Here is a 23,670-nt window from a genome sequence, read left to right on the forward strand (position 1 = left end):
CACACTCGCCGAAGAAAAGATCTATTACAACAAGAAAGACAACGAACTTGACCCCCAACAGGGCAACTGAAAACGAAAAATCTCGAGGCATCGACCGGAACGATGTCTCGAGACTTCACATTGTGCGCCCGGAGGGATTCGAACCCCCAACCTTCTGATCCGTAGTCAGATGCTCTATCCGTTGAGCTACGGGCGCAGACCGTTGGTAAGCAGTGCGTGTGCTCTGCTGTGCAACGAGAATTTACTATACCCACGGTACGGAAAACTAACAAATCGCCTGTTCACCCGGTGTTTACCTAGCTGGAATGAGGGCGGTTAGGATCCGTGTTTTCCCGCTACCTAAAAATTCAGCCAGCACAGTAACGGCTGTAGCCATTCCCTAATGACGCTGGTGATCTTTAGGGAATGGCTACGGACTCCGCTCTGGAACTAGATGGAGAGGCCGAAGATTGGCACTGCCAGCAAGTACACCGTCAGGGTAATGAGGAAGATGCCGATGATATTGAGGCCAAGGCCGCCCTTGATCATCTCGCCGATCTTGACGTAGCCAGAGCCATAGGCAATGGCGTTCGGCGGGGTGGCAACTGGGAGCATGAATGCGCAGGTTGCCGCGAGGGCCACCGGAATGGTGAGGAGAAGGACGTTGATATCGCCATCGGCAGTGAGCCCCACACCCACGGCGACGCCACCCATAATCGGAATGAACGTAGCCGCCGTCGCCGTATTGGAGGTGATCTCCGTCAGGAAGAGCACCAGCGCAGCCACGGCAGAGACGATGAGGACAACGGGCAGTACGCTAAGCCCCTTGGCCATCTCACCAATCCACAGGGACAGGCCGGAGGAATTAAAGACCGAGGACAGCGACAGGCCACCGCCGAAGAGCAGGAGGACGTCCCACGGCATTTCATTGGCCGTCTTCCAGTCCAGCAAACGGATGCGGCGCTGGTTATCCGCGGGGAGGATAAAGAGCAGGATGCCGGCGGCAATGCCCACGATGGCATCGTCGTAGTTCTCAAATTCCTTGAGCACCAGCGGCAGGGTAACCCAGGCTGCGGCGGCGAGGATGAAGATGATGCCGGTCATGATTTGGGGGCGGGTCCAGGGGCCGAGGGCTTCAATTTCGTCGTTGATAAGCTCGCGGCCGCCTGGAATATCCTTCATCTCCGGCTTGAAAACGGTGATGAGCAGTGCCCAGGCAATCAGCAAGAAGATTGCTGCAAGCGGCACACCGACCGCCATCCACCGCCCGAAGCCAAGGGTAACGCCCCAGGTATCGGCCATATATGCGTTGAGGAAGGCATTCGGCGGGGTGCCGATGAGCGTACCCAGCGAACCGATGGAGGCGGAATACGCGATACCCAGCATCAGTGCCGTGGCAAACTTCTTCTGTTTATCCCAGCCGCCTACAGTTTCCGCGGTCAGTGCCAGCACCGAGGTGCCGATCGGCAGCATCACCACTGCCGTAGCGGTATTAGATACCCACATGGACAAAAAGCCGGTGGCCAGCATGAATCCCAAGATCAGGCGCTTGGGCGAGGTACCGATGATCTTCACCACGTACAGCGCTAGGCGGCGGTGCAAATTCCAGCGCTGCAGGGCAAGCGCAATAAGGAAGCCACCCATGAACAAGAAAATGGTGGCGGACGCGTATGGGGCACCCACCTCTTTAATCGTGCCCACCCCGGCGAGCGGGAAGATGACCAGCGGCAGCAGCGCGGTGGCAGCGAGCGGGATGGCCTCGGTCATCCACCACACGCCCATCAAGATGGTTACGGCGGCCACGGTGCGGATGGCACTGAGCGTGTACTCGGCCTCCGGATCCGCACCCGCGGAGCCCTGTACGGTCTCGATCGCATTCGAGGGGAAGATAAAGAAGACCAGTACGGCCAAACCCAAGCCGATGAAGAGGCCGATGAACTGGCGGCGCCACTCGCTGCGCGGCGCTCCGGGGGCCTCGTCACCTTCGGTGTGGGCGGTAGATTCGTGAGTATGCGGGGTGGTCATACCGCGCGCTCCTTCACATAGAGAGGATTGTGCTGTGGGATATGCTCCGTATTTCCCAGTTTATTAGCTAGGCCGAGGCAGCAGACCGAAAGTTATCCAGTTCACTGCGAAGCATGCACTGACCATACAAAACATGTGACGCAGAAACCATATCCCGCCACACGCAATCACCCCCGCACCCCCGTAGAGCACACACCGCACCTGCCCGAAACCGGAAATTCCCCCACCACTTCCTCACCCCCGAACCGTAGGGGGGTGTGCTAGATGCCCAGCACGGTCTTGGCAATCAGGAAGTAGATAATCAGGCCCGTGGCATCGCAGAAGGTAGAGATGAAGGGATTGGAAAAGACCGCCGGATCGGCGCCGATGGTCTTAGCCACGATGGGCATAAGCCCACCGACGGTCGCGGATATGGAACAGATCAAAAACAGCGTCGAGCCGATGACGAGGCCGATGCTTAGGCCATAAACCAGGGTGGCCAGCGCCAGGCCTGCTAGTCCCAGCACGGCACCGAGCAGCATGCCGACGCGCAGCTCGCGCCACATGACGGCGAGGAGGTCGCGCGTGCGGACGTCGCCCAGCGCCAAGGCACGCGTCACCGTGGTAGCCGCCTGGTTGCCGGTATTTCCACCGGTGCCGGTCAGCAGCGGAATAAAGAGGGACAGGACCACGGCCTTGGCCAATGTGTCTTCAAAGGAATCGAGTACCTGCACCGTCAGCAGCGCAGAGACGGCCAGCACGAGCAGCCACACGATGCGCGAACGCACCAGCTTGAGCAGCGGCGTGGACAGGTACGGCTGCTGGAGGGCCTCGGTACCGCCGGCGCGAGCGGAGTCCTCGCTATCTTCTTCCTCCACGATATCGGTAGCGTCATCCCACGTCAGCAAGCCGACAAGGCGGTGCGATTCATCCACAACGGGCAGCGCCAGCATATCCAGCGGCAGGAACCAGCGCGCGGTTTCTTCCGCATCATCGCCGGCCTGGGCAAAGACGGGTTCCTGCATAATATCGGCCATGGTGAGTGCGGCATCGGCAGTAAAAATCTCGCGCAGGCTGACCACGCCTACCAAGCGCCGGTCCTCGCGTGTAATGGGCACGGTATAGATGGTCTCTAGCTCGTGTGCGGTTTCCCGCAGCTTGTACAGGGCATCCTTCACGCTCATCTCTGGGTGGATGACGGGAACCTCGGGCGACATGCGGCGGCCCACCGAGCCCTTGTCATAGCCCAGCACCACGCCCGTGACATCGCGCTTGGATTGGGTCAGCGAGCGCAGCAGGCGGTCCGCGATTTCCGCGGGCAGCTCGTCCAACAAGGCCACGCGATCTTCCGGGTCGAGCTCATCGAAGAACTCGTAGACATCGGCATTGCCCAGCTCATCGATGATATCCGCCTGGTGCTTGGCATCGAGGGCATCAAAGACGGCGATCGATTTTTGGCGCGGCAGCAGGCGCAGGGCCAGCGCCGCGCGGATGGCATTTTGCCGCTCGACGACGGCGATGAGATCCTGCAGCGGCACCCTACCCAAAAGTTCTTGCAGGCGCGGGGCCTTTTGTGGATCGATGGCGTCTTCTTGTTTCAGCCACGCCTCGACGATATCGCTAGCCTGCTCGGTGGTCTCAGCCATCGCGCTGCCCTGCCTTTCTTGCCTCTGGGATTTAGCTCCCTGAGTATTAATTACAGCCCATTTAGACTACGCCATGCTGCAGGGAATGCCGCTAGCCGGAAACCTGCCGGTGACCGGTTACCTCAAGGTGCGGCGTGTCCCCGTCCAACGTGAGGTTTCCGGTGAATTCTTGGGTAGCGCAGCAGGCCGGGTCCTCGTCAGCATAGGCACGCCAGGTAACGGTGACCGTGTCCTTGGTCCACTGCAGCTGCTGGATATGCCCGCGCGCGGGTGGCATTCCCTCGCGCTCCCAATCATCCACCTTGGTGATGTAATTCAGGTCGTTGTCATAGATGAGCAGGTTATCCGGCCATCCCGTACCGCCGTGATTACAGACGTAGGTAATGACGGCTTCGTCTCTGCCATCGCCGTTGATATCCGCGTAGGCACCCTTCGGTGTATCGTCCTGATTCAGCTTCAGGCCCGCCGCGGCGGCGTCAAAGAGCATCCCGGTCTTAAGATGCTGTGGTAGCTGGCCGCCTTCCAAGTTGCCCGCTTGGTTATTGCACAACGCCGGCACCCACAGGGAATCGAGGGCCTCTACCGGGATGATTTTATTTTCCCCGCCACCCTCGGCGTCCTTGTCTGCATCGTTTTCATCTTTATCCGCTGCGGCTTCGGTGGTGGTTTCTTCCGCCGGGGAGTCCGTGGCCGAGGACTGAGACTCTGCCTCTGTATCGGATGCGGCCGCCGCAGAGGAGCTCGGGGCGGTGCCGGTGAAATTCGGCTTATCCGCGGCCTCAGTGGAGTCAGTGGAATGGGAGCAGCCGCTCAAGGTGGTAACGACGGTCACCGCGAGGACGGCAAGAGGGAGAGATAGGGGTTTAGGCATAGGCATAATATACAGCGCCACGGCCTCCCGAGCCGGGTGAAAACCTAGAAGAAGAGCCCCCATAGCGCGAAGGCGGCCAGCAGGGACACGAGCCCCGCGGTGCTTGCAAGGATGACCGCGTGGGGGAGGGAACGGTGGGTGGATAAGGCGGCGTCGACAAGCGAGGCACGCTGCCACACCGCCAGGGCCAACGCCAATACCCCCGCGGCGAGAAAGACCAACGGTAAGAAGACGTGCACGCTTACCGCCCGCATAACCCCCAGCACCACCAAGGACAACGCTAAAAGGGTGCGCTGCCACGATAGGCGGGTGCGTTCGGGCTGCAGGCCGGGATCAAAAAGTGGGCTAGCCAAGGAACTCGCCTACTACGAGCGCACCGGCTACCACCACGATCGCCACGACGAGCACCGGGATGGCAAAGCTAAAGGGCAACGGGCGTTCCTCGCGCATTGCGCGTTCGGATTGCTTCCAGTGCACCCATGCCACCAGCGGCAGAATAATGGCGACGACCAGCATGAATACCGACACCGCAGAACGCAATTCGGCCGGCAGGGGGACGTCAAAGGCCTCGAGTGCCACGCCGCCAGCAATCAACGCCAAGGAGGTGCGGATCCAAGCCAAGAACGTGCGCTCATTAGCAAGCGTGAAACGCGGATCAGGGTCGGTGCCAACCGCGAACACCGAGCGGGGAAACCTCGAGTCACTCATGGGTACCACTTTATATTCATTTTCGGTTTGAGTCCCAATAAAGGCGCACTGCGCAGCATCCTCCCGTATTCTCAACAGTGCAGGCCAGCCCCTACGCGAAGGAGCACCTCGCTATGTACCTGCCCCAAAGCCCCCTGCAATTCGATACCTCGCCGGGCCTGCGCTTCGCGCGTGCCGCCCGCATCGCGGGCGTACACAAACCACACCCACACCCCAAGCGCTCGGCCCTGCGTGAGGCCATTGCCGCCGCCGGTCCGGCGCCCGGACGCAATGCCTCCCTATCCCTCTTTATGGTCGTAGGGATGGTCTTCGGGCTAACTGGCATCCTCACCTCCGCTTTTCCTCTGGTGCTGCTGGCTGCCCGTGCGCCCCTTATTGGATTCTCCTTGCTCGGGATAATCCTTTGTGCAGCTATCTGGGGTATCCGCCGCGCATTGTCGTACCGCAAGCGAATCCAGCAGGCCTGGGATAATAACTGGCTAGTCTTCTACCCGGCCCTAGTAGGAAACCTGGTCAAACGCGGTTCCGAAACCAGCAACGGCAAGACCACCTATATGTACAGCACCTGCCTCATGGTGCTGCGCCCCGATGGCGGCACCGACATAGTAGAAGGCCTGAGCGCCACGGGCCTGCCGAGTCCCGCTCAATTGGAAAGCTCCGGCACCTGCCTAGCTGGCCACCCGGATGAGCTACGCGTGGATTTTGAACATAATAATGGCTGGACCCTCTACGCGGTGATAGACGGCGCCCCGATCGATTCCGGCACCATCGGCCATGGCTTAACCCACGAACAGATTGCCGCCGCCCTTACCGTAGCTGAACGCGACTGGGTGCCCCGCTTCATGAATTAAGGAGCACCACCAGGCACCACATCTAAGTTCACCGCCTGCACGCCGCGAGGTTATAGTCGGGCCCATGATTGAAGTTGCTGCCGTAGTTTTCCGCAATTCCTTGGGGCATGTTCTCACCGTACGCAAGGAATCCTCCACCAAGTTCCAGTTACCTGGAGGCAAGCTTGAGGCTGGCGAAACCCCCGCACAGGCCGCAGCCCGCGAGGTCGCAGAGGAAATCGGTGTGGAGGTCCGTCTCCCGGAGCTTTCCCCGCTCGGAACCTTCGACGCGCCGGCCGCCAACGAACCCGGAGAAACCGTGCGCGGACGCATCTTTACCTATCCGCGCCCCGTCCTTGCCCGCGCTGCCGCAGAAATTGCCGAAATCGCGTGGGTAGACCCGACCAACCCGGATCGCGAGCTCGCCCATCTCTTGCGTGACGAGGTCTTTCCTGCCCTAGAATCCTAAGGCCCCGCTTAGTCTCTTGGGAATTTCCTATTGCGGCTCTTAAGAGGGCAACCTAGAGTTATTTTCATCAGAATTGAGTGATGAAAGGACTGACCCCCATGCCGCAGCAATCCACACCGGGACCTATCGTGACGATTACTTTCCTCGCCCTAGGAGTCATTAGCTCTGTTATCGCCATTCTCATGGTGCCTGCCCTCTTCCACGAGGTCACTTCCCTACGCGCTGCGGCTTTTACCGGAAGCTTCATCTTCGGCGTTGGCATGCTCACGCTCTTCCGCCGCTGCGCCAAGTACCAGCGCAAATAGCAGATTTCTCCGCTGCACGGAGCCGACGAGAATAGAAAACGCGAATTAAAAAATCCCGAGCGCGCTCGCTCGGGATTAAATGGCGGAGATGAGAGGATTCGAACCTCCGGACCCCAGAAGGGTCAACTCCTTAGCAGGGAGCCCCATTCGGCCGCTCTGGCACATCTCCACGGTTCGCAAGGAACCTCGTTTGAGAATACCTGCCTGCCCCGCCGCTGCCAAACTAGCCCCCTGCTTTCGCGCCCGCAGCAAAGGCGCAGGCCCTAAAGTGGGAGGCATGATTCGCCCAGACCTGAAAGCCATCCCCGCCTACGTCGCCGGTGCGCGCAACGATGATGCGCTCAAGCTCTCCTCCAACGAGGCGGCGCACCCGCCGCTGCCGGAGGCGGCCGCGGCCATGGCGAAGGCCGTGACGAAGGCCAACCGTTACCCGGATATTGCGGCCACCGCGCTGCGCGAGGACCTCGCCGCGCACCTGGGTGTGGAGTATGGACAGGTTGCGGTAGGCACCGGATCGTCCGCGCTGTGCCAACAGCTGGTGGAAATTGCCGCTACCCCTGGTGAAGAGGTCCTCTTCCCGTGGCGCTCCTTCGAGGCATACCCCATCTTCGCCCAGGTAGTCGGCGCCCACCCCATCCCGGTTCCGCTAAGTGCAGACCAGCGCGTGGATCTGCCGGCCATGGCGCAGAAGATTACGGACAAGACCCGGCTTATCTTCGTGTGCAACCCCAATAACCCGTCCGGCACCACGGTGACCAAGGACGAGTTCGCCGCCTTCATGGATGCCGTGCCTGCCGACGTCCTCGTTGCCCTCGACGAGGCCTATATCGAATACAACCGCGCCACCAACATTCCGCTGGGTACGGAGCTAGTGGGCACCTATCCCAACCTGGTGTGCCTGCGCACCTTCTCAAAGGCTTATGGCCTGGCCGGGGTGCGCATCGGTTATGCCTTTGGCCCGGAAAATATTATTGAGGCCCTCAATAAGGTGGCCATCCCCTTTTCCGCCAGCACCGTGGCGCAGGTTGGTGCCCGCGCAGCCCTGGCAGCGCAGGATTCGCTGCGGGAGCGCACTGATGAGGCCGTCGCCCAGCGCGAGCGCCTAGAAGAAGCCTTGCAGGACTGGGGAGTGCCGCATTCCGAGGCAAACCATGTCTGGCTGCCGGCCGCGAATCTGGCCCGCCTTGGTACCCCGCAGGAAGTGGCCGCTCGCCTGGCCGAACGCGGCGTGCTCGTGCGCGCGTTTAGCGAAGGCATACGCATTACCGTGACCACCGAAGAAGAAACCGACACCCTGCTGCAGGCGTGGAACGCAACCATAGGAGGCTAAATGCGCTCACTCATCAACTTTGCCCTGAATGTCTTTGCCATCGCGGTGGCGCTGTGGGCGGTGGTTACTGTCATTCCCGGCATCACCATCACCCCAGCAAAGACCGGCAACTTCATCGCCATCGCCATCGTCTTCATCATTATTAATGCCGTGGTCATGCCGGTCCTGCGCGTCCTCGGCGCGCCGCTGACCTGCCTGACGCTCGGGCTTTTCTCCCTCGTCATCAACGGCGCCGCGCTCATCATCGTGGAGTGGACGCTCAATTCCCTGGACCTGGGAATCGGCCACCTTGTCATCGACTCCTGGGGCGCCGCGATCATCGGCGCCATCGTGCTGTCCATCGTCAGCAGCGTCATCAACTTCTTTACTAGCCCGCTGCGGCAGCGCGATTAGCCGCCTGCAAACGGCGGCAGGACGTCCACCCGGGTGACGCCAGCCAGTGGGGAATCCATGGCGGTGTTCCCGGCGCCGTCGATAAGAAAGCTACAGCGCTCCAAGACCTCTTTCAGGCTCATGCCGGCCTCGGTGGTGCCGGTATGCTCCTCGCTCAGCTGCGCCACCAGATCACCCAAGGTGGCGGGGGCTTCTACCTGCTCAGAAGCCACGCCCGCAGCGGCGCGGGCGGCGGCGAAATAGTGAACGGTCAACATGCCCTCTACTATGCCCCGCACGCCCATGCCCTGTCGAGACCGCGGGTAAACTAGCCGCCATGCGCACACCCGAGACTCACGCGCGCGAGGTCGCCGCGGCCCTGCCCGCACGCCAAGCCACCTCCGTGCCCCTCACCCAGGCGCAGGATATGGTTCTAGCTGCAGACATACACGCCGGCTTCCCCTCCCCTCGCTTTGATAACTCCCAGATGGATGGCTACGCCCTCCCGCAGTGCGCGGCCGGGACCTACCCGGTGGGCCCCACCATCGCGGCCGGCACTGAGCCCGCCCAGGTACTCGACGGCCCGCTTTCCAGCGCCTGCCCCATCATGACCGGCGCCAAGGTACCGGAAGGAACTGCAGCCATCGTGCCCATCGAGCGCTGCGAACCACAAGAATTCCTCGCTCCGGGTGACCGCATTACCGTGCCAGAGACCTCGCCAGGCCAATTCATCCGCCGCACCGGCTCCGACCTGGAAGAAGGCGCCCTCCTCGCCGCCCGCGGCGATAGGCTCACGCCGGTCCGCTTGGCCGCCCTCGCTTCCCAAGGAATCGCCGAAGTAGAGGTCTACCGCCCCGCCCGCATCCTCATCTGCACCGGCGGCGCTGAAATCGGCCACGGCAGCGCCGCCATTCCGGATGCCAATGCGCCACTCTTGACGGCGATGGCACATCGCGCCGGCATCGACGTCGCCGGGTATATCACTACCGACGATGACCCGCAGGCCCTAGAGCGCGCTTTCACAGAAGCCATCGCGCAACACCGCCCGGATGCCATCATTACCTCAGGCGGAATCTCGGCCGGGAAATTTGAAGTAGTCCGCCAGGTGCTCGATGGCTGGTTCGGCCATGTGGACCAGCAGCCCGGTGGCCCACAGGGCATCGCCGCATTCGGCGGAACGCCGGTGATTTGCCTGCCCGGAAACCCGATTTCCACCTTGGTAAGTTTCCGCCTCTTTGTCGCCCCTGCGCTCGGCTGGGCACCAGAGCCTTTCCACGTCCCCCTGGCCGCGGGCATCGAGGGCCTCCCGCACAAGGACCAATTTCGCCGCGGGCGCGTCGATTCCCACGCCCATATCCTCGGTGGTGCCAGCTCCCACCTGCTCGCCCAAGCGGCAGACGCCACCCATCTCATCCGCATCCCTGCCGGTCAACGCCTTGAAGAAGGCCAGGAAGTGGAGGTTTACCCACTATGAGCGCACAGCGCACCGCCATCGTCATCGTCGCCTCTACTCGCGCCGCCGCGGGCATCTACGACGATCGCTCCGGCCCCATCGCGGTGGATTTCTTGCGCCGCAAGGGCTTTGACTGTCCCGACGCACGCATCGTCCCCGATGCCGAAATCGCCGCCGCCGTTGCCGCCGCCTTCGCCGAAAAGCCCGCGGTCATCCTGACCTCCGGCGGCACCGGGCTGACGCACGATGACCGCACGGTAGAGGCCGTCGCCCCACATATCACCCGCGAGCTGCCCGGCATAGCGGTGGCCTTCTGGCAGAAGGGATTGGAAAGCGTACCCACCGCGGTAGCCTCCCGCGCCATCGCCGGCGTCAATGACTCCACCTTTGCCATGACGCTTCCCGGTTCCACCGGCGGGGTAAAAGACGGCTGCGCGGTTTTGGAAGAATTAATCGTTCCGATCGTCGATATGTTAGAAGGAAAACATGAGCACTGATCCCTCCTATGTGGCCGAGCAAACCGGTTGCACCATTGGCACGCTTCTGAGCGATCAACCCCTTGAATCCCTCCTTGCCGCTGCCAAGGAAGAGGCCGCCACTGCCGCCATGGGTGCCGTCGTCACTTTTGAGGGCATCGTCCGCGATCACGATGGCGGACGGCCAGATGTCACCCTTCTTTCCTATAGCGCCCACCCATCTGCGCCAGAGAAGCTGCAAGACGTCACCGATTCCGTCGCAGCCAACCACCCAGTGCGCCTGTGGGCCGCCCACCGCACGGGGGATCTCAAGGTTGGCGACCTCGCCTTTGCGGTAGTAGCGGCCGCCGCGCACCGAGGCGATGCCTTCCGTGCCGCCGAGGAATGCGCCGATCGCGTCAAGGCGGAAGTCCCCATCTGGAAGGAACAAAGCCACGGCGATGGCTCCACCAACTGGGTGGGCCTGGAATGAGCATCCGCTATGCCCGCCAGGAAGCGCTCTGGGGCGAGGACGGCCAGCGCAAGCTCAGCGATGCCCACGTAGCGGTTATCGGTGCCGGCGGCCTGGGCTCCCCGGCCCTGCTCTACCTCGCTGGCGCGGGTGTGGGCCGCATTTCGCTTTTCGACGACGACGTGGTCTCCCCCTCCAACCTGCACCGCCAAGTCATCCACACCACCGCCGCCATCGGCACACCGAAGACAGATTCCGCCGCGGCCGCCGTCCGCGCACTCAATCCAGAGGTGGACATCACCTGCCACGGCCGCCTCGAATCGGCGACAGCCCTACAACAATTGCGCGGCTGCGATCTCATCCTCGACGGCACCGATAACTTCGACGCCCGCTACCTCAGCTCCTGGGCCGCCCACGAGCTCGGCATCCCGCACGTATGGGCCTCCATCCTGGGCTTCGATGCCCAACTCAGCGTTTTCTGGTCCGGCCACGGCCCCGTCTACGAGGATGTCTTTCCTACAGCTCCCGCAGCCGGCGAGGTTCCTTCCTGTTCGCAGGCCGGAGTCCTAGGCCCGGTGGTCGGCGTTGTCGGCTCAGCCATGGCGGTCGAAGCCCTCAAACTCATCACCGGCGTAGGCACCCCACTCATCGGCACGCTCGGCTACTTCGACGCCCTATCGGGTACCTGGGAATACATTCCCCTCCAGTCCACCGGCGCACAACCCACCCAGCCTGCCGACGCCCCCGAGGTCCGCGAGGTTCCCCTACACGCCCCGCTTATCGACGTCCGCACCTCCCCCGAGCGCGCCCAATCCGCTATCCCCAATTCCACTCACTTTGAGCTCGACCGCATCCTCGCCGGTGAAAATCCCAACATCGAAGCAGATGCTGCGGCCATTATCTATTGCGCCAGCGGCATTCGTTCCGCCCAGGCCGTAGACGTACTCCGCAAGCGCGGCTTCACCAACGTCGTCTCCCTGCGCGGCGGTATTAATGGCTGGCTCGAGCAAACTTAATCCGCGGCAGGAGGATAGTTGTTCTGAGTAACTAACGCTCAACTGAGAGTGTCTCAGAAACAACAAAAGGCGAATGATTTAGGAAGAATTGCGTAGTTTGTCTTTGCCAGCGTCGGCCCAAAAGTCGTAAGTCTGTGATTAAAGTAGTCGAGCCTGACTACTCTGCTTTCAAAATCTGGCAGCGCTTTCTCAGAAGATCGGCGTGTTGATAAATATCTTCAACTGTTTCAAGATCGAAATATTGTTCGCTTTTTTCCTCTCCAAAAATGCCAATTCGGGGTACTCGACGATCAAAATACAGGCGCGCGATAGGCTTTCGATTGTTGTCTTGGAATAAAATCGCGCAGTAACTCTTAGCATCGCGCAATGCAATGTCCGCTACCGGAACGTCAGCACAGCAGATCGCCTTAATAATGGAATATGCTTGAAGCTCTTCTTCAGTTGTTACAACTCCATCACTCACAACATTCTCTTCAACCTGTTTCTCCTCTACAGGAGACTTTTCTACGGCCGTGGAGACATCGTCAAAGTCCTGAGCAGAACGCAACCTTCGATTAGCCTCATCTTTCAAGAATTGCGATTGTGCGGTTTCCACCAACTTGGTGAAAGTCTCTAGGTTCTGTGCAGTCATTCGCCGTGTAGTAACGCGAGCTGCTATAAGTTTTACCCATTCCGCATCAGGTTCTTTAAATTGCGTGGATAAAACTTTACGGATTTCCGAAATGTATTTCAGCTGTTCCGCACTTGCTACAATTGTTTCAAAATCGAATTTTGATTTCGTGCACATTTCAAGATGGGGAAAGATACGTGCATCTACGTTACTCAAATCTAAAGTCATGAATGGCTTCTCATCCATTCGGTTGGCAGCATCGAGTTGCGCATAAAACTCATAGACCTCGCCATTAGTCAAAATCGCAAATTCAGTATCCGTGACGTTAAAGTAGCGAACGAGCTGATTTGCGTGACTTATGTTTAGAGGCTCACCGATTTTCTTGCACTCAATAAGAAACCGAAAATCATCTCCCGATTTGATCGCAAAGTCGACTTTCTCACCCTTTTTCACGCCTACGTCGGCCGTATATTCCGGTATTACTTCGCGTGGATCTGTGACGTCATAGCCTAGAACAGTGCTGATAAAAGGAATGATGAATGCAGTTTTCGTTGCCTCTTCAGTTTCAATTATGGGCTTCAGCTCTTGAACTCGCGCCGAGAGGCTCTGCACTGCTTGATTGATACTCATTCTTAGGTCCCCTTCTAGGAAAATTCGCGGACATAGACAATCACTCTAAGTAAGCAGGGAATCCATAAGTGGATTAGTTTCCACGATTCCAGCTCTGTTCTCTTTTTACCGTAGTAGAACACAATGCAAACGGTGCGCTATCCCCTATTTTGGCGCCAAATTTACAAAACGCGCAGACTAAAGTCATCAGAATGTAACCTCGAAAGCAAAAAGTCGCGCGACACCGAAAGCAACGATGCCACACGACTTCATATATTGCGGAGACGGCGGGATTTGAACCCGCGGAGGTATTACCTCGCCGGTTTTCAAGACCGGTGCATTCGGCCGCTCTGCCACGTCTCCATGGTGTTCTTCGAAAACACTCATCGTGCCTACGAAGCAACTTGGTCAGTGTACTAAATAGATAGCCCGGTTTCCCAAAAAGCCACCTCCAACACTGAATGTCGCAGTAGGTTACTCCGAATTTCGTGGCACAGAACACACAAGGTTCGTTAGATTGGATCCATGACTACACCACGCATGAAGGCCATCGTTCAGACCGATCCGCAGGAACGTCGGTCCTTAGAGCTCCGCGAAGTCGAGGTTCCTAAGCTGCGCTCGGGAGAAGTGCTCGTCAAGGTGCAGGCAGCCGGCGTTAACCGCGGCGATATCCTGCAGACGATGGGTGCCTATCCGCCACCACCGGGGGCATCGGAAATCTTGGGCTTAGAAGCAGCAGGCACCATTGCCGATGCCGGGGATACGAACTGGGAGGTAGGCACCGAGGTGGGCTGCCTGCTTGCCGGTGGTGGCTACGCCGAATACGTTGCGGTTCCGCAGGGCCAGCTGCTTCCCGTGCCCAAGGGGTTGAGCGTTGAGGAAACTGCAGCGGTAGTTGAGGTCGGATGCACCGTGTGGTCCAACCTGGGCATTGAGGCGGGCCTTCACGAGGGCCAGCGCGTCCTCATCCATGGCGGGGGCGGCGGCATTGGCACTTTTGCCATTCAGGTAGCCAAGGCCCTCGGCGCAGAGGTAGCAGTTACGGCCGGGTCGCAGGAGAAGTTGGAGCGTTGCCGCGAGCTGGGAGCCGATATTCTCATCAACTATAAGGAGCACGACTTCGTAGAAGAGTTGAAGGGAAGCTGCGATGTCATTTTGGACATCATCGGCGCGAAATATTTTGAAAAGAATATGAAGTGCCTGGCTAAGGACGGCAAGCTCATCATCATTGGCATGCAAGGCGGTACCAAGGCGGAAATCAACTTGGGCGCCATGCTGCCCAAGCGCCTGACCATCCAGGGCACGACGCTGCGCGCCCGCGACTTAGAAGACAAGGCACAGATTGTGGCGGGCACGGTAGAAAATGTGTGGCCCATGTTGGAAGACGGCCGCGTAAAGCACGCGCTGCATGCTACTTACCCGCTTGCCGACGCCGCCCAGGCCCACACCGCCCTAGACAGCGGCGAGGTCACCGGCACCTTGGTGCTTACCGTTTAAGCCAGCGAGGCTACAACGCGGATGAGATGCTCGACGTCGTGATAGGTGTTGAAGGGGCCGAGCGCAACGGTAACGGCACCGCCAATTTCTTCCACGCCCATCTCCGTAAGCAACGGGGTCTGCGGGGCGAGCGTGGTAACAAGGCCGTTATCAAAGAGGCGCTTATAAACGGTCTCAGCCGGAACACCCTTTACTGCGAAGGTGAGGCGCGGCAGACGATCGTCGGAGGCGCCCGCGGCAGCCTCCCCGGTCACGCCAAGAATATGCACGGCGGGCAGGGTGCTCAAGAAGGAATAGAGGTCAGCGCGCAGATCTTCCAAGTAGACGCTGAGCGCATCCATGGAGGTGCGCAGGCGCTTGCGGCGCGAGCCGCTCTCCCCACCGGCTAGGCCGGCAAGATGATCCACGAGCGGTCCGACACCGCCGGCCAAGCCAGAGGAAATGGGTGTTTCCAGCTTGCGGGCGCCCTTGCCGGTATGCACCGGATCGAGGGCATCGAGGCGGCGGAACATGCGGGTATCGCGAAAGACCAAAGCTGCTAGCTGCGGTCCGCCCAGCAGTCCCAGATCGAGGCCCAAGATATCGGCGCCGAGATCATCAAAGTTGATGGGGCGGTAGGGGGCGATCGCAGAGACGTCGAGAAGCGTCCAGGCGCGGGAGCGCTCATGGACTGTGTCAATGATCTCGGCGGCCGGGGAGACCGTGCCCAAAAGCTCGTGCGCGGCGGAAAAAGCGACGAGACGCGTGGAGCCGTCGACAAGCTCGGCAAATTGGAAACCTGGCAGCTCACCCGTGCCCAAGTCTGGCTGGGCCCAGCGGGTCTCGGCCTTGACCTCAGAGAATGCCGAGTACAAAGACGGCGGATCCAGCTTGGAGAGCACCACCGAGGAATTGCTGCCCAACAGCGGACGGGCCGCGTGCGCCAAGGACTGGTACAACACAGGCAAAGACGGGCCAAGCACCACGCGGTCTGCCTTGGACCCGGTCAGATCCGCTACAGCCATGCGTGCGGCGGTGTAATTACCATCGCCTTCCAAACGGCCCGGCGCGGGCGTGGCAGAGTGGGCGCCGCCTGGGCCCTCCTGGGTGGCCACTGCAGTGGACATCCGGAAGGATCGCGCCACGCCGGAGGCGACGCGCTCAGAGATCTGGGGGACCACGTGCGCGTTGAGGTAGGTCCAACCATCAGATAGCCCGGTGTATAAACCGCGCACACTGAATACGTCGTAGTGTGCCGAAGCTCCTGCTGGCATTACGGTCCCCTTCTTCATCGCGCTAGGCATCGCCACACAGTGGCGGTCGGTTCCCTACTGTATACGCGTTTGCCCCAAGTTTCCCAAATCTGAATTTTCGCTGGATATCGCTGTTTTCGCAGGCCGGCGGCGTGTAGTTCCCGTTTGCCCAGCCCGCACGCTAGGGTGTTGAGCGTGCAAGATAACAATCAACTGCGCGCTGATATCGCCCGCATGACCTCCCAGCCAGACGGCGAGGCCACCCCAGCGTCCCAGTCCGAGACCCTCAAGGCCGCCTTCACGGACCTGGTGCAGGGTGCACAACAGCGCGAGCTGTGGTTCAAACTGGGCATTCAAGATATTAAGCAGCGCTACCGCCGCTCTGTCCTGGGCCCGTTTTGGATCACCATCGCCACCGGCGTGATGGCCCTCGCCTTGGGCCTGTTGTATTCCATGCTCTTCCAGATTCCCGTCGCGGAGTTCCTCCCCCACGTCACCGTGGGCCTTATTATGTGGACCTTCATCTCGGGTTGCATCAAGGAAGGCTCCACCGTCTTCATTGACAACGAGGGCTTGATTAAACAGCTCCCCGCCCCGCTGTCGGTGCACGTTTACCGCTTGGTGTGGCGCCAGACGTTGTTTTTGGGCCATAACCTCATCATCTGGTTGCTGCTCATCCTTATCTTCCCGCGCAACTTGGGATGGGAGTTCTTCCTCTTCCTCCCAGGTCTGGCGTTGTTGTTGGTCAACGGCGTGTGGGTCACGATGTTCTTTGGCATCATCGCTACCCGCTTCCGTGACGTCGCTCCGCTGCTAGAAGCACTCACCCAGCTGCTGTTCTACGTCACCCCCATTGTGTGGATGACCAATACCCTGAAGGACCAGGGCGGTGCGGTGGCCGGCCGCGCCCGCATCGCGGAGATCAACCCGCTCTACCACTACCTGGAAATCGTCCGTGCGCCCATGATCGGCGAGCCGGTGGCCGCCTACCACTGGTGGATCGTCATTGGCTGCACCGTTCTCGGCCTGCTCATCGCCGGCTTGGTCATGCGCAAGTGGCGCTTCCGCGTCAGCTACTGGGTTTAAGCCCACGCCCTGCACTTCCTGAGATTCCTCGAAAGGATACAGACTGATGGTCTCGATTGATACGTATAACGCGTGCGTGGACTTTCCCATCTTTGATGCCAAATCCCGCTCGCTCAAGAAGGCCATGCTTTCTTCCGCCGGCGGCGCCATTGGCAAAAATGCCCAGAACACCGTCGTGGTGGAGGCGCTAAAGGATATTAACCTGCACCTGCGCGAGGGCGACCGCGTGGGTTTGGTGGGCCATAACGGCGCCGGCAAGTCCACCCTGCTGCGCCTTTTGTCTGGCATTTACGAGCCCACCCGAGGTTCTGCCGATGTGCGCGGCCGCGTGGCCCCCGTCTTTGATTTGGGCGTGGGCATGGACCCAGAGGTCTCTGGCTACGACAACATCATTATCCGTGGCCTCTTTTTGGGCCAGTCCATCAAGCAGATGAAGAAAAAGATGGATGAGATTGCGGAGTTTTCTGAACTCGGCGATTATCTCTCCATGCCGCTGCGCACCTATTCCACCGGTATGCGCGTGCGCTTGGCGCTCGGCGTGGTGACGTCCATTGAGCCGGAAATCCTGCTGCTGGATGAGGGCATCGGCGCCGTCGACGCCGCTTTCATGGCCAAGGCCCGTGTACGCCTGCAAGAGCTGGTGAAGCGCTCCGGCATCTTGGTCTTTGCCTCCCACTCCAATGACTTTTTGGCCCAGCTGTGTAATACCGCGCTATGGATCGACCACGGCGAAATCCGCTCGGTGGGCGAGGTTTCCGAGATCGTCGGCGAATACGAAGGCCCTGAGGTGGGCGAGTATGTGCGCGACCTGCGCGAGCGTTTTGAGAATGAGGACACCAGCGGAAACTAGCTGAGCATACGCAGCAGCTGGTCGCCCACTCCGGTTACCTCCAGCTGCAAGCCATCCGGCCGGTGATAGTCCGCGGCGCTAAGGCGCGCGCTGACCACCGGCCGGTTAATTTTTTCTGGGCCGGCAGGCTCTTCCTTTTTCTCGGTACTTATGCGGTAGCCCATCTTTTCACTCACCCGGGCCGAGGCACGGTTGGTTTCTATCCAACAGGTACGCAGCGAATGCGCATCGAGGTGGGTAAAGGAAAACTCGGCCACCGCTTGGCGGATAAGCGTGCCATAGCCTTGGCCTTGGAAGCGGTGCAGTACCCATGATGCGGTCTGCACTTCCCGCGCGGCCGCAAAGTTTTCGGCCGCTAGGTCCACCACGCCCACCAATTCTTGGGTTTCTGCGTCGCGGGCAATGAAATCCAAGGTCCAATTATTGGCGCGCAGCTGCGCCCGGTGCTCCCACCGGTGCTGCGCCATGGCAGCGGGGGTATTCCTCTTTTCATCAAAAAGCCAGGGAAAGGCGTGCTCGGGAATGTCGGTGCCATAGATATCTGCCGCACACACTGTGGCCACGCACGCGATGTCTTCATCGCGCATGACGCGCAGGTCGACTCCACGGCCTGTGTCATCGCCGGCCCGAATGGTCACCGCAAAAGGCGGCCAGATATTTTCCATACACTTCACAGTATCCACAAAGCTGCGGCCATATCTAGTTTTCGCTTCACCCGCACGGAGTGTTTCTGCGCTGGTCCCCCTACCCCGGTGGCAAGATAGAATCCATGACTGCCTCCCTGACTTCCACCGGTTCCACCGCCGCCGTCATTGTTACCCATCAGCGCGCCGAGCTACTGCGGGCCTCGCTTGAACAGGTAGTCCACCAAACCCACCCCGTGCAGTGGGTAGTCGTGGTGGATAATGGCGCGGAAGATGCGGTGCGCGAACTCGTCGAATCCATGGCGGGTGACCGAGGCGTCTACGTGCCTTCGGAAACCAACCTGGGCGGCGCTGGCGGCTTTGCACTGGGCTTTCTCACCGCCCTTTCCTTGGGCGCCGATGCCGTGTGGTGCGCCGATGATGATGGCCGCCCCGCCGATCACACGGTACTAGCGGAGCTGTATCGAGTGGCCGAAGCCAACCGCCTGCATGAGGTCTCCCCGGCGGTATGCAATATCAACGATCCCGGCCGCCTCGCCTTCCCCTTGCGCCAGGGGCTGGTATGGCGCCGCCGGATGGACGAACTGGAAGGCGATTTCCTGCCCGGCATCGCCTCGCTGTTTAACGGCGCGCTGATTTCCGCCGCGGCCATGGAGATCATTGGTGTGCCGGACTACCGGCTGTTTATCCGCGGCGATGAGGTGGAATACCACCGCCGGCTGGTTAATTCCGGGCTCTCCTTCGGCACGGCGCTGACCACCAGCTACCTGCACCCGGACGGATCGGATGAGTTCAAGCCCATCCTGGGTGGCAAAATGCATACCCAGTACCCAGAAGGTGAGTTCAAGCGCTTTTTCACCTACCGCAATCGCGGCTACCTGCTGTGGCAGCGCGGCATGCGCAAGCTACTGCCCCAGGAATTTGCCCGCTTTGGCTGGTTCTTCTTAGTCCAGCGCCACGACCCGGCCGGCTTTATCGAATGGCTCAAGCTCCACAACCGCGGGCGCCAAGAAGATTTCCGCCGGCCTAACCAGGGCTAGGACGGATCCTGCTTGGCGACGACCCGGACCCCCGCCTTCCTAAAAATAATCCAGCGTTGCACCGCAAAGTTCACCACGGTGGCGGTGCCCTGCGAGATAGCAAAGGCCACCACGAGGGAGAGGGTGGAGTTCCACTCCCAGTGGACGTCGAAAAGCTCAAAGAGGAACTTATAGGCCACCATATTGACCACGAAGGTCACGCCGTAGGTGGCAAGGACACCGGCGAAGCGCACCGCGGTGGCTTTGGCCTGGAAGGTCCAACGGCGATTGAGCAGATAGGCCGCCCAGGTACCGACGATAAAGCCCACCGCCCGCGCCGGATCGGCGCTCAGCAGGCCGAAGCCGATCTGCAGGAGCCAGGTTAAGGAGACGTCGATAAGCGCGGCAAGTGCCCCCGTCACCGCGAACCTGGCGCTTTGCGCGCGCAGGCTGGTCGAGCGCGAAGCCCGCTGGGCCGCGCCGCGCCACGTCCGTGGGGAGGCTGCTGCCATCTATCTTTCCTTAAAGATAAAGGCCCTTTGAATGGCAAAGTTGGTCACCGTGGCCACGCCTTGGGCGATGACGAAGGCGATGGTGTCTTTCACCGCCCCCTCAAAGCCGAGGGCCATAAGCGGCTCATTGAGCACCCAGTACAGGAAGTTTTGGACCGCAAAGGTAGAGGCGTACAAGATGCCCACGGTCGCGGCCGTGCGACCAGATACCTTGGCCCCAAAGGTCCACCGCGCATTGGCCAGGTAGGCAGCGATGGTGCCAAAGACCCAACCGATGGCCTTGGCGGCGGAACGGTGCAGGCCTAAATACGTCAATAAAAGCGTGAGACCGTAGTCAATGGCGGCGGTAAATACGCCCACGGAAATAAAACGCACCAGCTGGGTGTGCAGCGAGGTGGACGAGGGCTTTACTTCTACGGCGTCGTCAGCGGAATTAGTCACGAGTGAGTAGCCTACCCGCGCAAGAGCGCTCGGTACATGTCCAACCGATCCACCGGCGCGGCGGATTCGGCGCCATAGGCGCCTATCCCGGCCAATTGCTGCAACGACGCCGCACACAGTTCCCGCACGTCGGCGCCGGAGAGCGCCGTGCCATCGTCATTGACCCAGCCGAGCGCATCCATGGTGGTCTCCACGACGGAATCGGTCAGCTCCGCGCCACCCATGCAGGATAGGGCAAGCGCCATGGACCAAAAGGCGTCTTTGCCTTCATGGGTCACCTCCCGCGGCAAGCTGGCGAGCACGCGGGAAGTATGCGGTGTGAGGTCGGTTTCCCTGCCTAGGTCCATCGCTTGCAGCAGTGGGACGAAGTCATAGAGTTTGGTGCGCTCAATCAAATCGCGCACGGGGGACGATACCGCGGAAAAGACTTCATCGGTAACCTCTTGGCCGGTCAATTCACGGTTCACGCTGGTCAGCTCAAAGGGCTGGAAGAGCGAGCCCGAGCCGCCTACGCACAGCGCCTCTGGGGTGCCATTATCGCGGGGATAGATCTCGGCTACTACCAGCTCGAAGTCCCACAGTCCCCAAGCGAAGTCGATTTGATCGCCCTCGCGCCAGAGGAATTCGGAGGCCTGGCGCTCCGGATCGATGCGCGGGCCACGGGCCTCGGTGTGTTCATAAAAGTGCCAGGGAGATTCCTCCTCCGGCAGGCCAAAGCAGATGCGCAGTACGCGGTGCAGCTCGGTGAAGGTCAGGGCATCGCTGAAACCAATCTGGCGGTGCACCTCGCCATCGGCGCGAATATTCGCGGCTTGGCAGATGATGGTGAGGGGCTCGCGTGCGAGGGATACCACGCCATCGGCGCGTTTGGCCCGCGCCTGTGCGATATCGGTGACCCCTGCGTTCATGAGCCCCACCATACGCAAGTTTTAGGAAGCTAGTTTTGCAATATCCCGTGCTTCCAGCTCACTAATGAGGAACGTCAGCGCCGCACCAATCGCACCCAAGAGGGTCCACGGACGCTTGGCACCGCGCTTGCGCAGGAACTTCACCATGCGACGGGAAAGGGCAACGTTCATCCACCCGCCTAGGATGAGCAGCAGCACCACTGCGGCAAAAATAGCCCACGGCTTAAGGCCTTGGTCGTCACTATCCTGCGGCGAGCGCGGCTCATCGCCGTCCTGCTCGGCGTGCGCATTGGTATAGGCCACTAGGGCGCCAAAGCCAAAGAAAGACAAGGTATACGCGGTGATCAAACCGCCCTTGGACTTGATCCAATCCGGATAGGAGGTCGCGATGCCCACGGCGGCGGCCTGGGTGATGCGGCCAGCCAGGGTGTCATCGAGGGCGTAGTTGTCTTGGCGCTGATCGTGTGTCTCACGGTTGTTGGTCATAGCGACTACTTTAAGCGGCGGTAAGCTAATGCGCATGTACTCGGAAAAGACAGAGCATATGACGCCGGCGCAGCAGGCAGCACAGGATGTGCGCGCAGAGGACGATAAGCGCAACGGCCACTTCGAGGCCACGGAGCATACCGATGTGCCGTTGAGTCCTTTCATGACTCGCCTGATGGCAGAGGAATTGCCCATGCTGGATTCCTCCTCACGGGCTCGCGTGTATGAGCTTTTGCGGGAGTACGACGGCCCGATTATTGAATCCCAGGAGGAGCTGCCGGAGGAGATCCGCACACTCATGGATCTGTAAACGGGCACATTCGGGCAGTACAAGCGTCCGTTTTGTTCCGAATATCACTCGCGTCACTCCAGCCACCCTCCTGTGAGCTAGGTAGGCTAGAGAAGCGACATAAATCCGTCGAGCAAAGAGTAAGAGATGGAATTACATACTACTGAAAAGTCCCTGCACGGCTGGGGCCGCACCGCCCCGACGACCGCCCACGTTCTCGCCACCGAAGACGTGGACGTAATCAAGAAGGCCGTGGCCCAGGTTGCAGAAGATAACTCGGATAAGCCCGCCCACCTGCGCCGCGGCGTCATCGCCCGCGGTATGGGCCGCTCCTACGGTGACCCCGCCCAAAATGGCGGCGGCCTGGTCATCGACATGCAAAAACTCAATAAGATCCACTCCATCGACCCAGAGTCCGCTCTGGTGGACGTCGATGGCGGCGTCACCTTGGACCAGCTGATGAAGGCCGCCCTGCCGTATGGCCTGTGGGTTCCGGTTCTGCCGGGTACCCGCCAGGTCACCATCGGTGGCGCAATCGGCCCGGATATTCACGGCAAGAACCACCACTCCGCCGGTTCCTTTGGTGACCACGTGGTCTCCATGGAGCTGCTCGTGGCCGATGGCCGCGTGCTGCACCTGACCCCGGAGGGCTCCGAGGATGACCCGAGCGGCGACCTCTTCTGGGCCACCGTTGGCGGCATGGGCCTGACCGGCATCATCTTGCGCGCCACCATCCGCATGACCAAGACGGAAACCGCCTACTTCATCGCGGATACGGACCGCACCGATAACTTGGATGAGACCATCGCCTTCCACTCCGATGGCTCCGAGCACAACTACACCTATTCTTCCGCCTGGTTCGATGTCATCTCACCAGAACCAAAGCTGGGCCGCTCCACCATTTCCCGCGGCTCGCTGGCCACCCTGGCACAGTTGGAAGAGCTCGCCCCGAAGCTGGCCAAGGACCCACTGAAGTTCAATGCGCCGCAGCTGATGACGGTGCCGGATATCTTCCCGTCCTGGACCATGAATAAGCTCTCCCTCTCCGCCGTGGGCTTGGCGTACTACACCATGGGCGCACCGGCGAAGAACCAGGTCAAGAACCTGACGCAGTTCTACCAGCCGCTGGATCTCATCGGCGAGTGGAACCGCGGCTACGGTTCCAAGGGCTTCCTGCAGTACCAGTTCGTGGTACCGACCGAGGCCGTGGAGCCGTTCAAGGAGATCATCCGCGATATGCAGCGCTCCGGCCACTACTCCGCCCTCAACGTGTTCAAGCTCTTCGGTGAAGGCAACCGCGCACCGCTGTCCTACCCGATGCCGGGCTGGAACGTCTGCGTGGACTTCCCCATCCGTCCGGGCCTGGGCAAGTTCCTGGATGACCTGGACCGCCGCGTGATGGAATTCGGCGGCCGCCTCTACCTGGCCAAGGAATCCCGCACCTCCGCGGAGAACTTCCACAAGATGTACCCGGGCATGGAAGGCTGGCTGAAGACCCGCAACGAGATCGACCCGACCGGCGTCTTTGCCTCCGATATGTCCCGCCGCCTCGAGCTGCACTAATCACTGGAAATAAC

28 protein-coding genes and 3 tRNA genes are annotated in these 23,670 nt (G+C 60.4%); 15 read left to right on the forward strand and 16 right to left on the reverse strand.

The window, feature by feature from the left end:
• Positions 1-123: 123 nt before the first annotated feature.
• The 6 genes from MHK00_RS09320 to MHK00_RS09345 form a co-directional block, all read right to left on the reverse strand.
• A tRNA-Arg gene (locus tag MHK00_RS09320) sits at positions 124-196 on the reverse strand.
• Between the two features lie 233 nt (positions 197-429).
• Positions 430-2,004, reverse strand: coding sequence for an SLC13 family permease (locus MHK00_RS09325; protein WP_250411486.1), 1,575 nt, complete (start codon positions 2,002-2,004; stop codon positions 430-432).
• Positions 2,005-2,264: 260 nt separating this feature from the next.
• A complete protein-coding gene (gene mgtE / locus MHK00_RS09330; protein ID WP_250411489.1) occupies positions 2,265-3,629 on the reverse strand; it encodes a magnesium transporter in 1,365 nt (454 codons plus the stop codon).
• A 91-nt stretch (positions 3,630-3,720) separates the two neighbouring features.
• Positions 3,721-4,500: an LppP/LprE family lipoprotein gene (locus tag MHK00_RS09335; RefSeq protein ID WP_250411491.1), complete on the reverse strand. Its 780-nt coding sequence runs from the start codon at positions 4,498-4,500 to the stop codon at positions 3,721-3,723.
• 44 nt (positions 4,501-4,544) lie between these two features.
• A complete protein-coding gene (locus MHK00_RS09340) occupies positions 4,545-4,853 on the reverse strand; it encodes a DUF202 domain-containing protein (RefSeq protein WP_250411493.1) in 309 nt (102 codons plus the stop codon).
• A complete protein-coding gene (locus MHK00_RS09345; protein ID WP_236882844.1) occupies positions 4,846-5,208 on the reverse strand; it encodes a YidH family protein in 363 nt (120 codons plus the stop codon). The genes MHK00_RS09340 and MHK00_RS09345 overlap by 8 nt, the downstream gene beginning before the upstream one ends.
• 113 nt (positions 5,209-5,321) lie before the next feature.
• Here MHK00_RS09345 and MHK00_RS09350 point away from each other — a divergent pair, with 113 nt between their 5' ends.
• The 3 genes from MHK00_RS09350 to MHK00_RS09360 all read left to right on the forward strand — a co-directional run bounded on the left by MHK00_RS09350 (position 5,322) and on the right by MHK00_RS09360 (position 6,812).
• Complete coding sequence (locus MHK00_RS09350; protein WP_005329725.1) at positions 5,322-6,059, forward strand: hypothetical protein; 738 nt, start codon at positions 5,322-5,324, stop codon at positions 6,057-6,059.
• Between the two features lie 64 nt (positions 6,060-6,123).
• The gene (locus MHK00_RS09355) at positions 6,124-6,507 is read left to right on the forward strand and encodes an NUDIX hydrolase (protein ID WP_005323190.1); all 384 of its coding nucleotides are present in this window, start codon (positions 6,124-6,126) and stop codon (positions 6,505-6,507) included.
• An 80-nt stretch (positions 6,508-6,587) separates the two neighbouring features.
• Positions 6,588-6,812, forward strand: coding sequence for a hypothetical protein (locus MHK00_RS09360; protein ID WP_034668758.1), 225 nt, complete (start codon positions 6,588-6,590; stop codon positions 6,810-6,812).
• Between the two features lie 80 nt (positions 6,813-6,892).
• Here MHK00_RS09360 and MHK00_RS09365 read toward each other — a convergent pair.
• Positions 6,893-6,981, reverse strand: a tRNA-Ser gene (locus tag MHK00_RS09365).
• 108 nt (positions 6,982-7,089) lie between these two features.
• Here MHK00_RS09365 and hisC point away from each other — a divergent pair.
• Complete coding sequence (gene hisC, locus MHK00_RS09370) at positions 7,090-8,142, forward strand: histidinol-phosphate transaminase (protein WP_250411494.1); 1,053 nt, start codon at positions 7,090-7,092, stop codon at positions 8,140-8,142.
• A complete protein-coding gene (locus MHK00_RS09375) occupies positions 8,143-8,535 on the forward strand; it encodes a phage holin family protein (RefSeq protein WP_250411496.1) in 393 nt (130 codons plus the stop codon).
• Here the strand turns inward: MHK00_RS09375 and MHK00_RS09380 are convergent.
• Positions 8,532-8,792 carry a MoaD/ThiS family protein gene (locus MHK00_RS09380; protein WP_250411498.1) on the reverse strand — a complete coding sequence of 87 codons (261 nt, stop codon included), beginning with the start codon at positions 8,790-8,792 and terminating at the stop codon, positions 8,532-8,534. The genes MHK00_RS09375 and MHK00_RS09380 overlap by 4 nt on opposite strands.
• A 59-nt stretch (positions 8,793-8,851) precedes the next feature.
• Here MHK00_RS09380 and MHK00_RS09385 point away from each other — a divergent pair, with 59 nt between their 5' ends.
• Genes MHK00_RS09385 through MHK00_RS09400 form a run of 4 tightly spaced genes read left to right on the forward strand, consistent with a single transcriptional unit; the run spans position 8,852 to position 11,910 of the window.
• A complete protein-coding gene (locus tag MHK00_RS09385; protein ID WP_250411500.1) occupies positions 8,852-9,988 on the forward strand; it encodes a molybdopterin molybdotransferase MoeA in 1,137 nt (378 codons plus the stop codon).
• Positions 9,985-10,464 (forward strand): MogA/MoaB family molybdenum cofactor biosynthesis protein, encoded by a 480-nt coding sequence (locus MHK00_RS09390; protein ID WP_005323196.1) that lies wholly within the window; start codon positions 9,985-9,987, stop codon positions 10,462-10,464. The genes MHK00_RS09385 and MHK00_RS09390 overlap by 4 nt, the downstream gene beginning before the upstream one ends.
• Positions 10,454-10,915: a molybdenum cofactor biosynthesis protein MoaE gene (locus tag MHK00_RS09395; protein WP_250411501.1), complete on the forward strand. Its 462-nt coding sequence runs from the start codon at positions 10,454-10,456 to the stop codon at positions 10,913-10,915. Before MHK00_RS09390 ends, MHK00_RS09395 begins: the two co-directional genes overlap by 11 nt.
• Positions 10,912-11,910, forward strand: coding sequence for a ThiF family adenylyltransferase (locus MHK00_RS09400; protein ID WP_250411503.1), 999 nt, complete (start codon positions 10,912-10,914; stop codon positions 11,908-11,910). The genes MHK00_RS09395 and MHK00_RS09400 overlap by 4 nt, the downstream gene beginning before the upstream one ends.
• A gap of 157 nt (positions 11,911-12,067) precedes the next feature.
• Here MHK00_RS09400 and MHK00_RS09405 read toward each other — a convergent pair whose 3' ends face one another.
• Positions 12,068-13,150 (reverse strand): type I restriction enzyme HsdR N-terminal domain-containing protein, encoded by a 1,083-nt coding sequence (locus MHK00_RS09405; protein ID WP_005323199.1) that lies wholly within the window; start codon positions 13,148-13,150, stop codon positions 12,068-12,070.
• Between the two features lie 258 nt (positions 13,151-13,408).
• A tRNA-Ser gene (locus MHK00_RS09410) sits at positions 13,409-13,492 on the reverse strand.
• A 177-nt stretch (positions 13,493-13,669) separates the two neighbouring features.
• Here MHK00_RS09410 and MHK00_RS09415 point away from each other — a divergent pair.
• Entirely contained in the window at positions 13,670-14,626 is a 957-nt protein-coding gene (locus tag MHK00_RS09415; RefSeq protein ID WP_250411545.1) for an NAD(P)H-quinone oxidoreductase, read from the forward strand.
• Here the strand turns inward: MHK00_RS09415 and MHK00_RS09420 are convergent.
• A complete protein-coding gene (locus tag MHK00_RS09420) occupies positions 14,623-15,879 on the reverse strand; it encodes an aminotransferase class V-fold PLP-dependent enzyme (RefSeq protein ID WP_250411505.1) in 1,257 nt (418 codons plus the stop codon). The two genes, MHK00_RS09415 and MHK00_RS09420, sit on opposite strands and share 4 nt — an antisense overlap.
• A 213-nt stretch (positions 15,880-16,092) precedes the next feature.
• Between MHK00_RS09420 and wzm the strand changes: the two genes are divergently transcribed.
• Together wzm and wzt are read left to right on the forward strand one after the other, a co-directional pair.
• Positions 16,093-16,944, forward strand: coding sequence for a galactan export ABC transporter permease subunit Wzm/RfbD (gene wzm / locus MHK00_RS09425; protein WP_250411546.1), 852 nt, complete (start codon positions 16,093-16,095; stop codon positions 16,942-16,944).
• A gap of 46 nt (positions 16,945-16,990) precedes the next feature.
• Complete coding sequence (wzt, locus tag MHK00_RS09430) at positions 16,991-17,794, forward strand: galactan export ABC transporter ATP-binding subunit Wzt/RfbE (RefSeq protein ID WP_200436047.1); 804 nt, start codon at positions 16,991-16,993, stop codon at positions 17,792-17,794.
• Here wzt and MHK00_RS09435 read toward each other — a convergent pair.
• A complete protein-coding gene (locus MHK00_RS09435) occupies positions 17,791-18,459 on the reverse strand; it encodes a GNAT family N-acetyltransferase (RefSeq protein WP_250411507.1) in 669 nt (222 codons plus the stop codon). The genes wzt and MHK00_RS09435 overlap by 4 nt on opposite strands.
• 104 nt (positions 18,460-18,563) lie before the next feature.
• Between MHK00_RS09435 and glfT1 the strand changes: the two genes are divergently transcribed.
• The gene (gene glfT1, locus MHK00_RS09440) at positions 18,564-19,478 is read left to right on the forward strand and encodes a galactofuranosyltransferase GlfT1 (protein ID WP_250411508.1); all 915 of its coding nucleotides are present in this window, start codon (positions 18,564-18,566) and stop codon (positions 19,476-19,478) included.
• Here glfT1 and MHK00_RS09445 read toward each other — a convergent pair.
• From MHK00_RS09445 to MHK00_RS09460, 4 genes are read right to left on the reverse strand one after another with little or no spacing between them, the layout of a single operon-like run.
• A complete protein-coding gene (locus tag MHK00_RS09445; protein WP_005329746.1) occupies positions 19,475-19,969 on the reverse strand; it encodes a GtrA family protein in 495 nt (164 codons plus the stop codon). The two genes, glfT1 and MHK00_RS09445, sit on opposite strands and share 4 nt — an antisense overlap.
• Complete coding sequence (locus tag MHK00_RS09450) at positions 19,970-20,410, reverse strand: GtrA family protein (RefSeq protein ID WP_005329747.1); 441 nt, start codon at positions 20,408-20,410, stop codon at positions 19,970-19,972.
• An 11-nt stretch (positions 20,411-20,421) separates the two neighbouring features.
• A complete protein-coding gene (locus MHK00_RS09455) occupies positions 20,422-21,330 on the reverse strand; it encodes a plasmid pRiA4b ORF-3 family protein (RefSeq protein ID WP_250411510.1) in 909 nt (302 codons plus the stop codon).
• 9 nt (positions 21,331-21,339) lie between these two features.
• Positions 21,340-21,804, reverse strand: coding sequence for a hypothetical protein (locus tag MHK00_RS09460; RefSeq protein WP_250411513.1), 465 nt, complete (start codon positions 21,802-21,804; stop codon positions 21,340-21,342).
• Positions 21,805-21,838: 34 nt separating this feature from the next.
• On the opposite strand from MHK00_RS09460, the gene MHK00_RS09465 reads away from it, so the two are divergent.
• On the forward strand, positions 21,839-22,114 hold the full coding sequence (locus MHK00_RS09465) for a hypothetical protein (RefSeq protein WP_198492349.1): 276 nt from the start codon (positions 21,839-21,841) through the stop codon (positions 22,112-22,114).
• 126 nt (positions 22,115-22,240) lie between these two features.
• The gene (gene dprE1, locus MHK00_RS09470; protein ID WP_005329755.1) at positions 22,241-23,656 is read left to right on the forward strand and encodes a decaprenylphosphoryl-beta-D-ribose oxidase; all 1,416 of its coding nucleotides are present in this window, start codon (positions 22,241-22,243) and stop codon (positions 23,654-23,656) included.
• The last annotated feature ends 14 nt before the right edge of the window (positions 23,657-23,670 follow it).

Origin of the sequence: Corynebacterium tuberculostearicum (genome assembly GCF_022347385.1) — a bacterium.
GTDB lineage: Bacteria > Actinomycetota > Actinomycetes > Mycobacteriales > Mycobacteriaceae > Corynebacterium > Corynebacterium tuberculostearicum_M.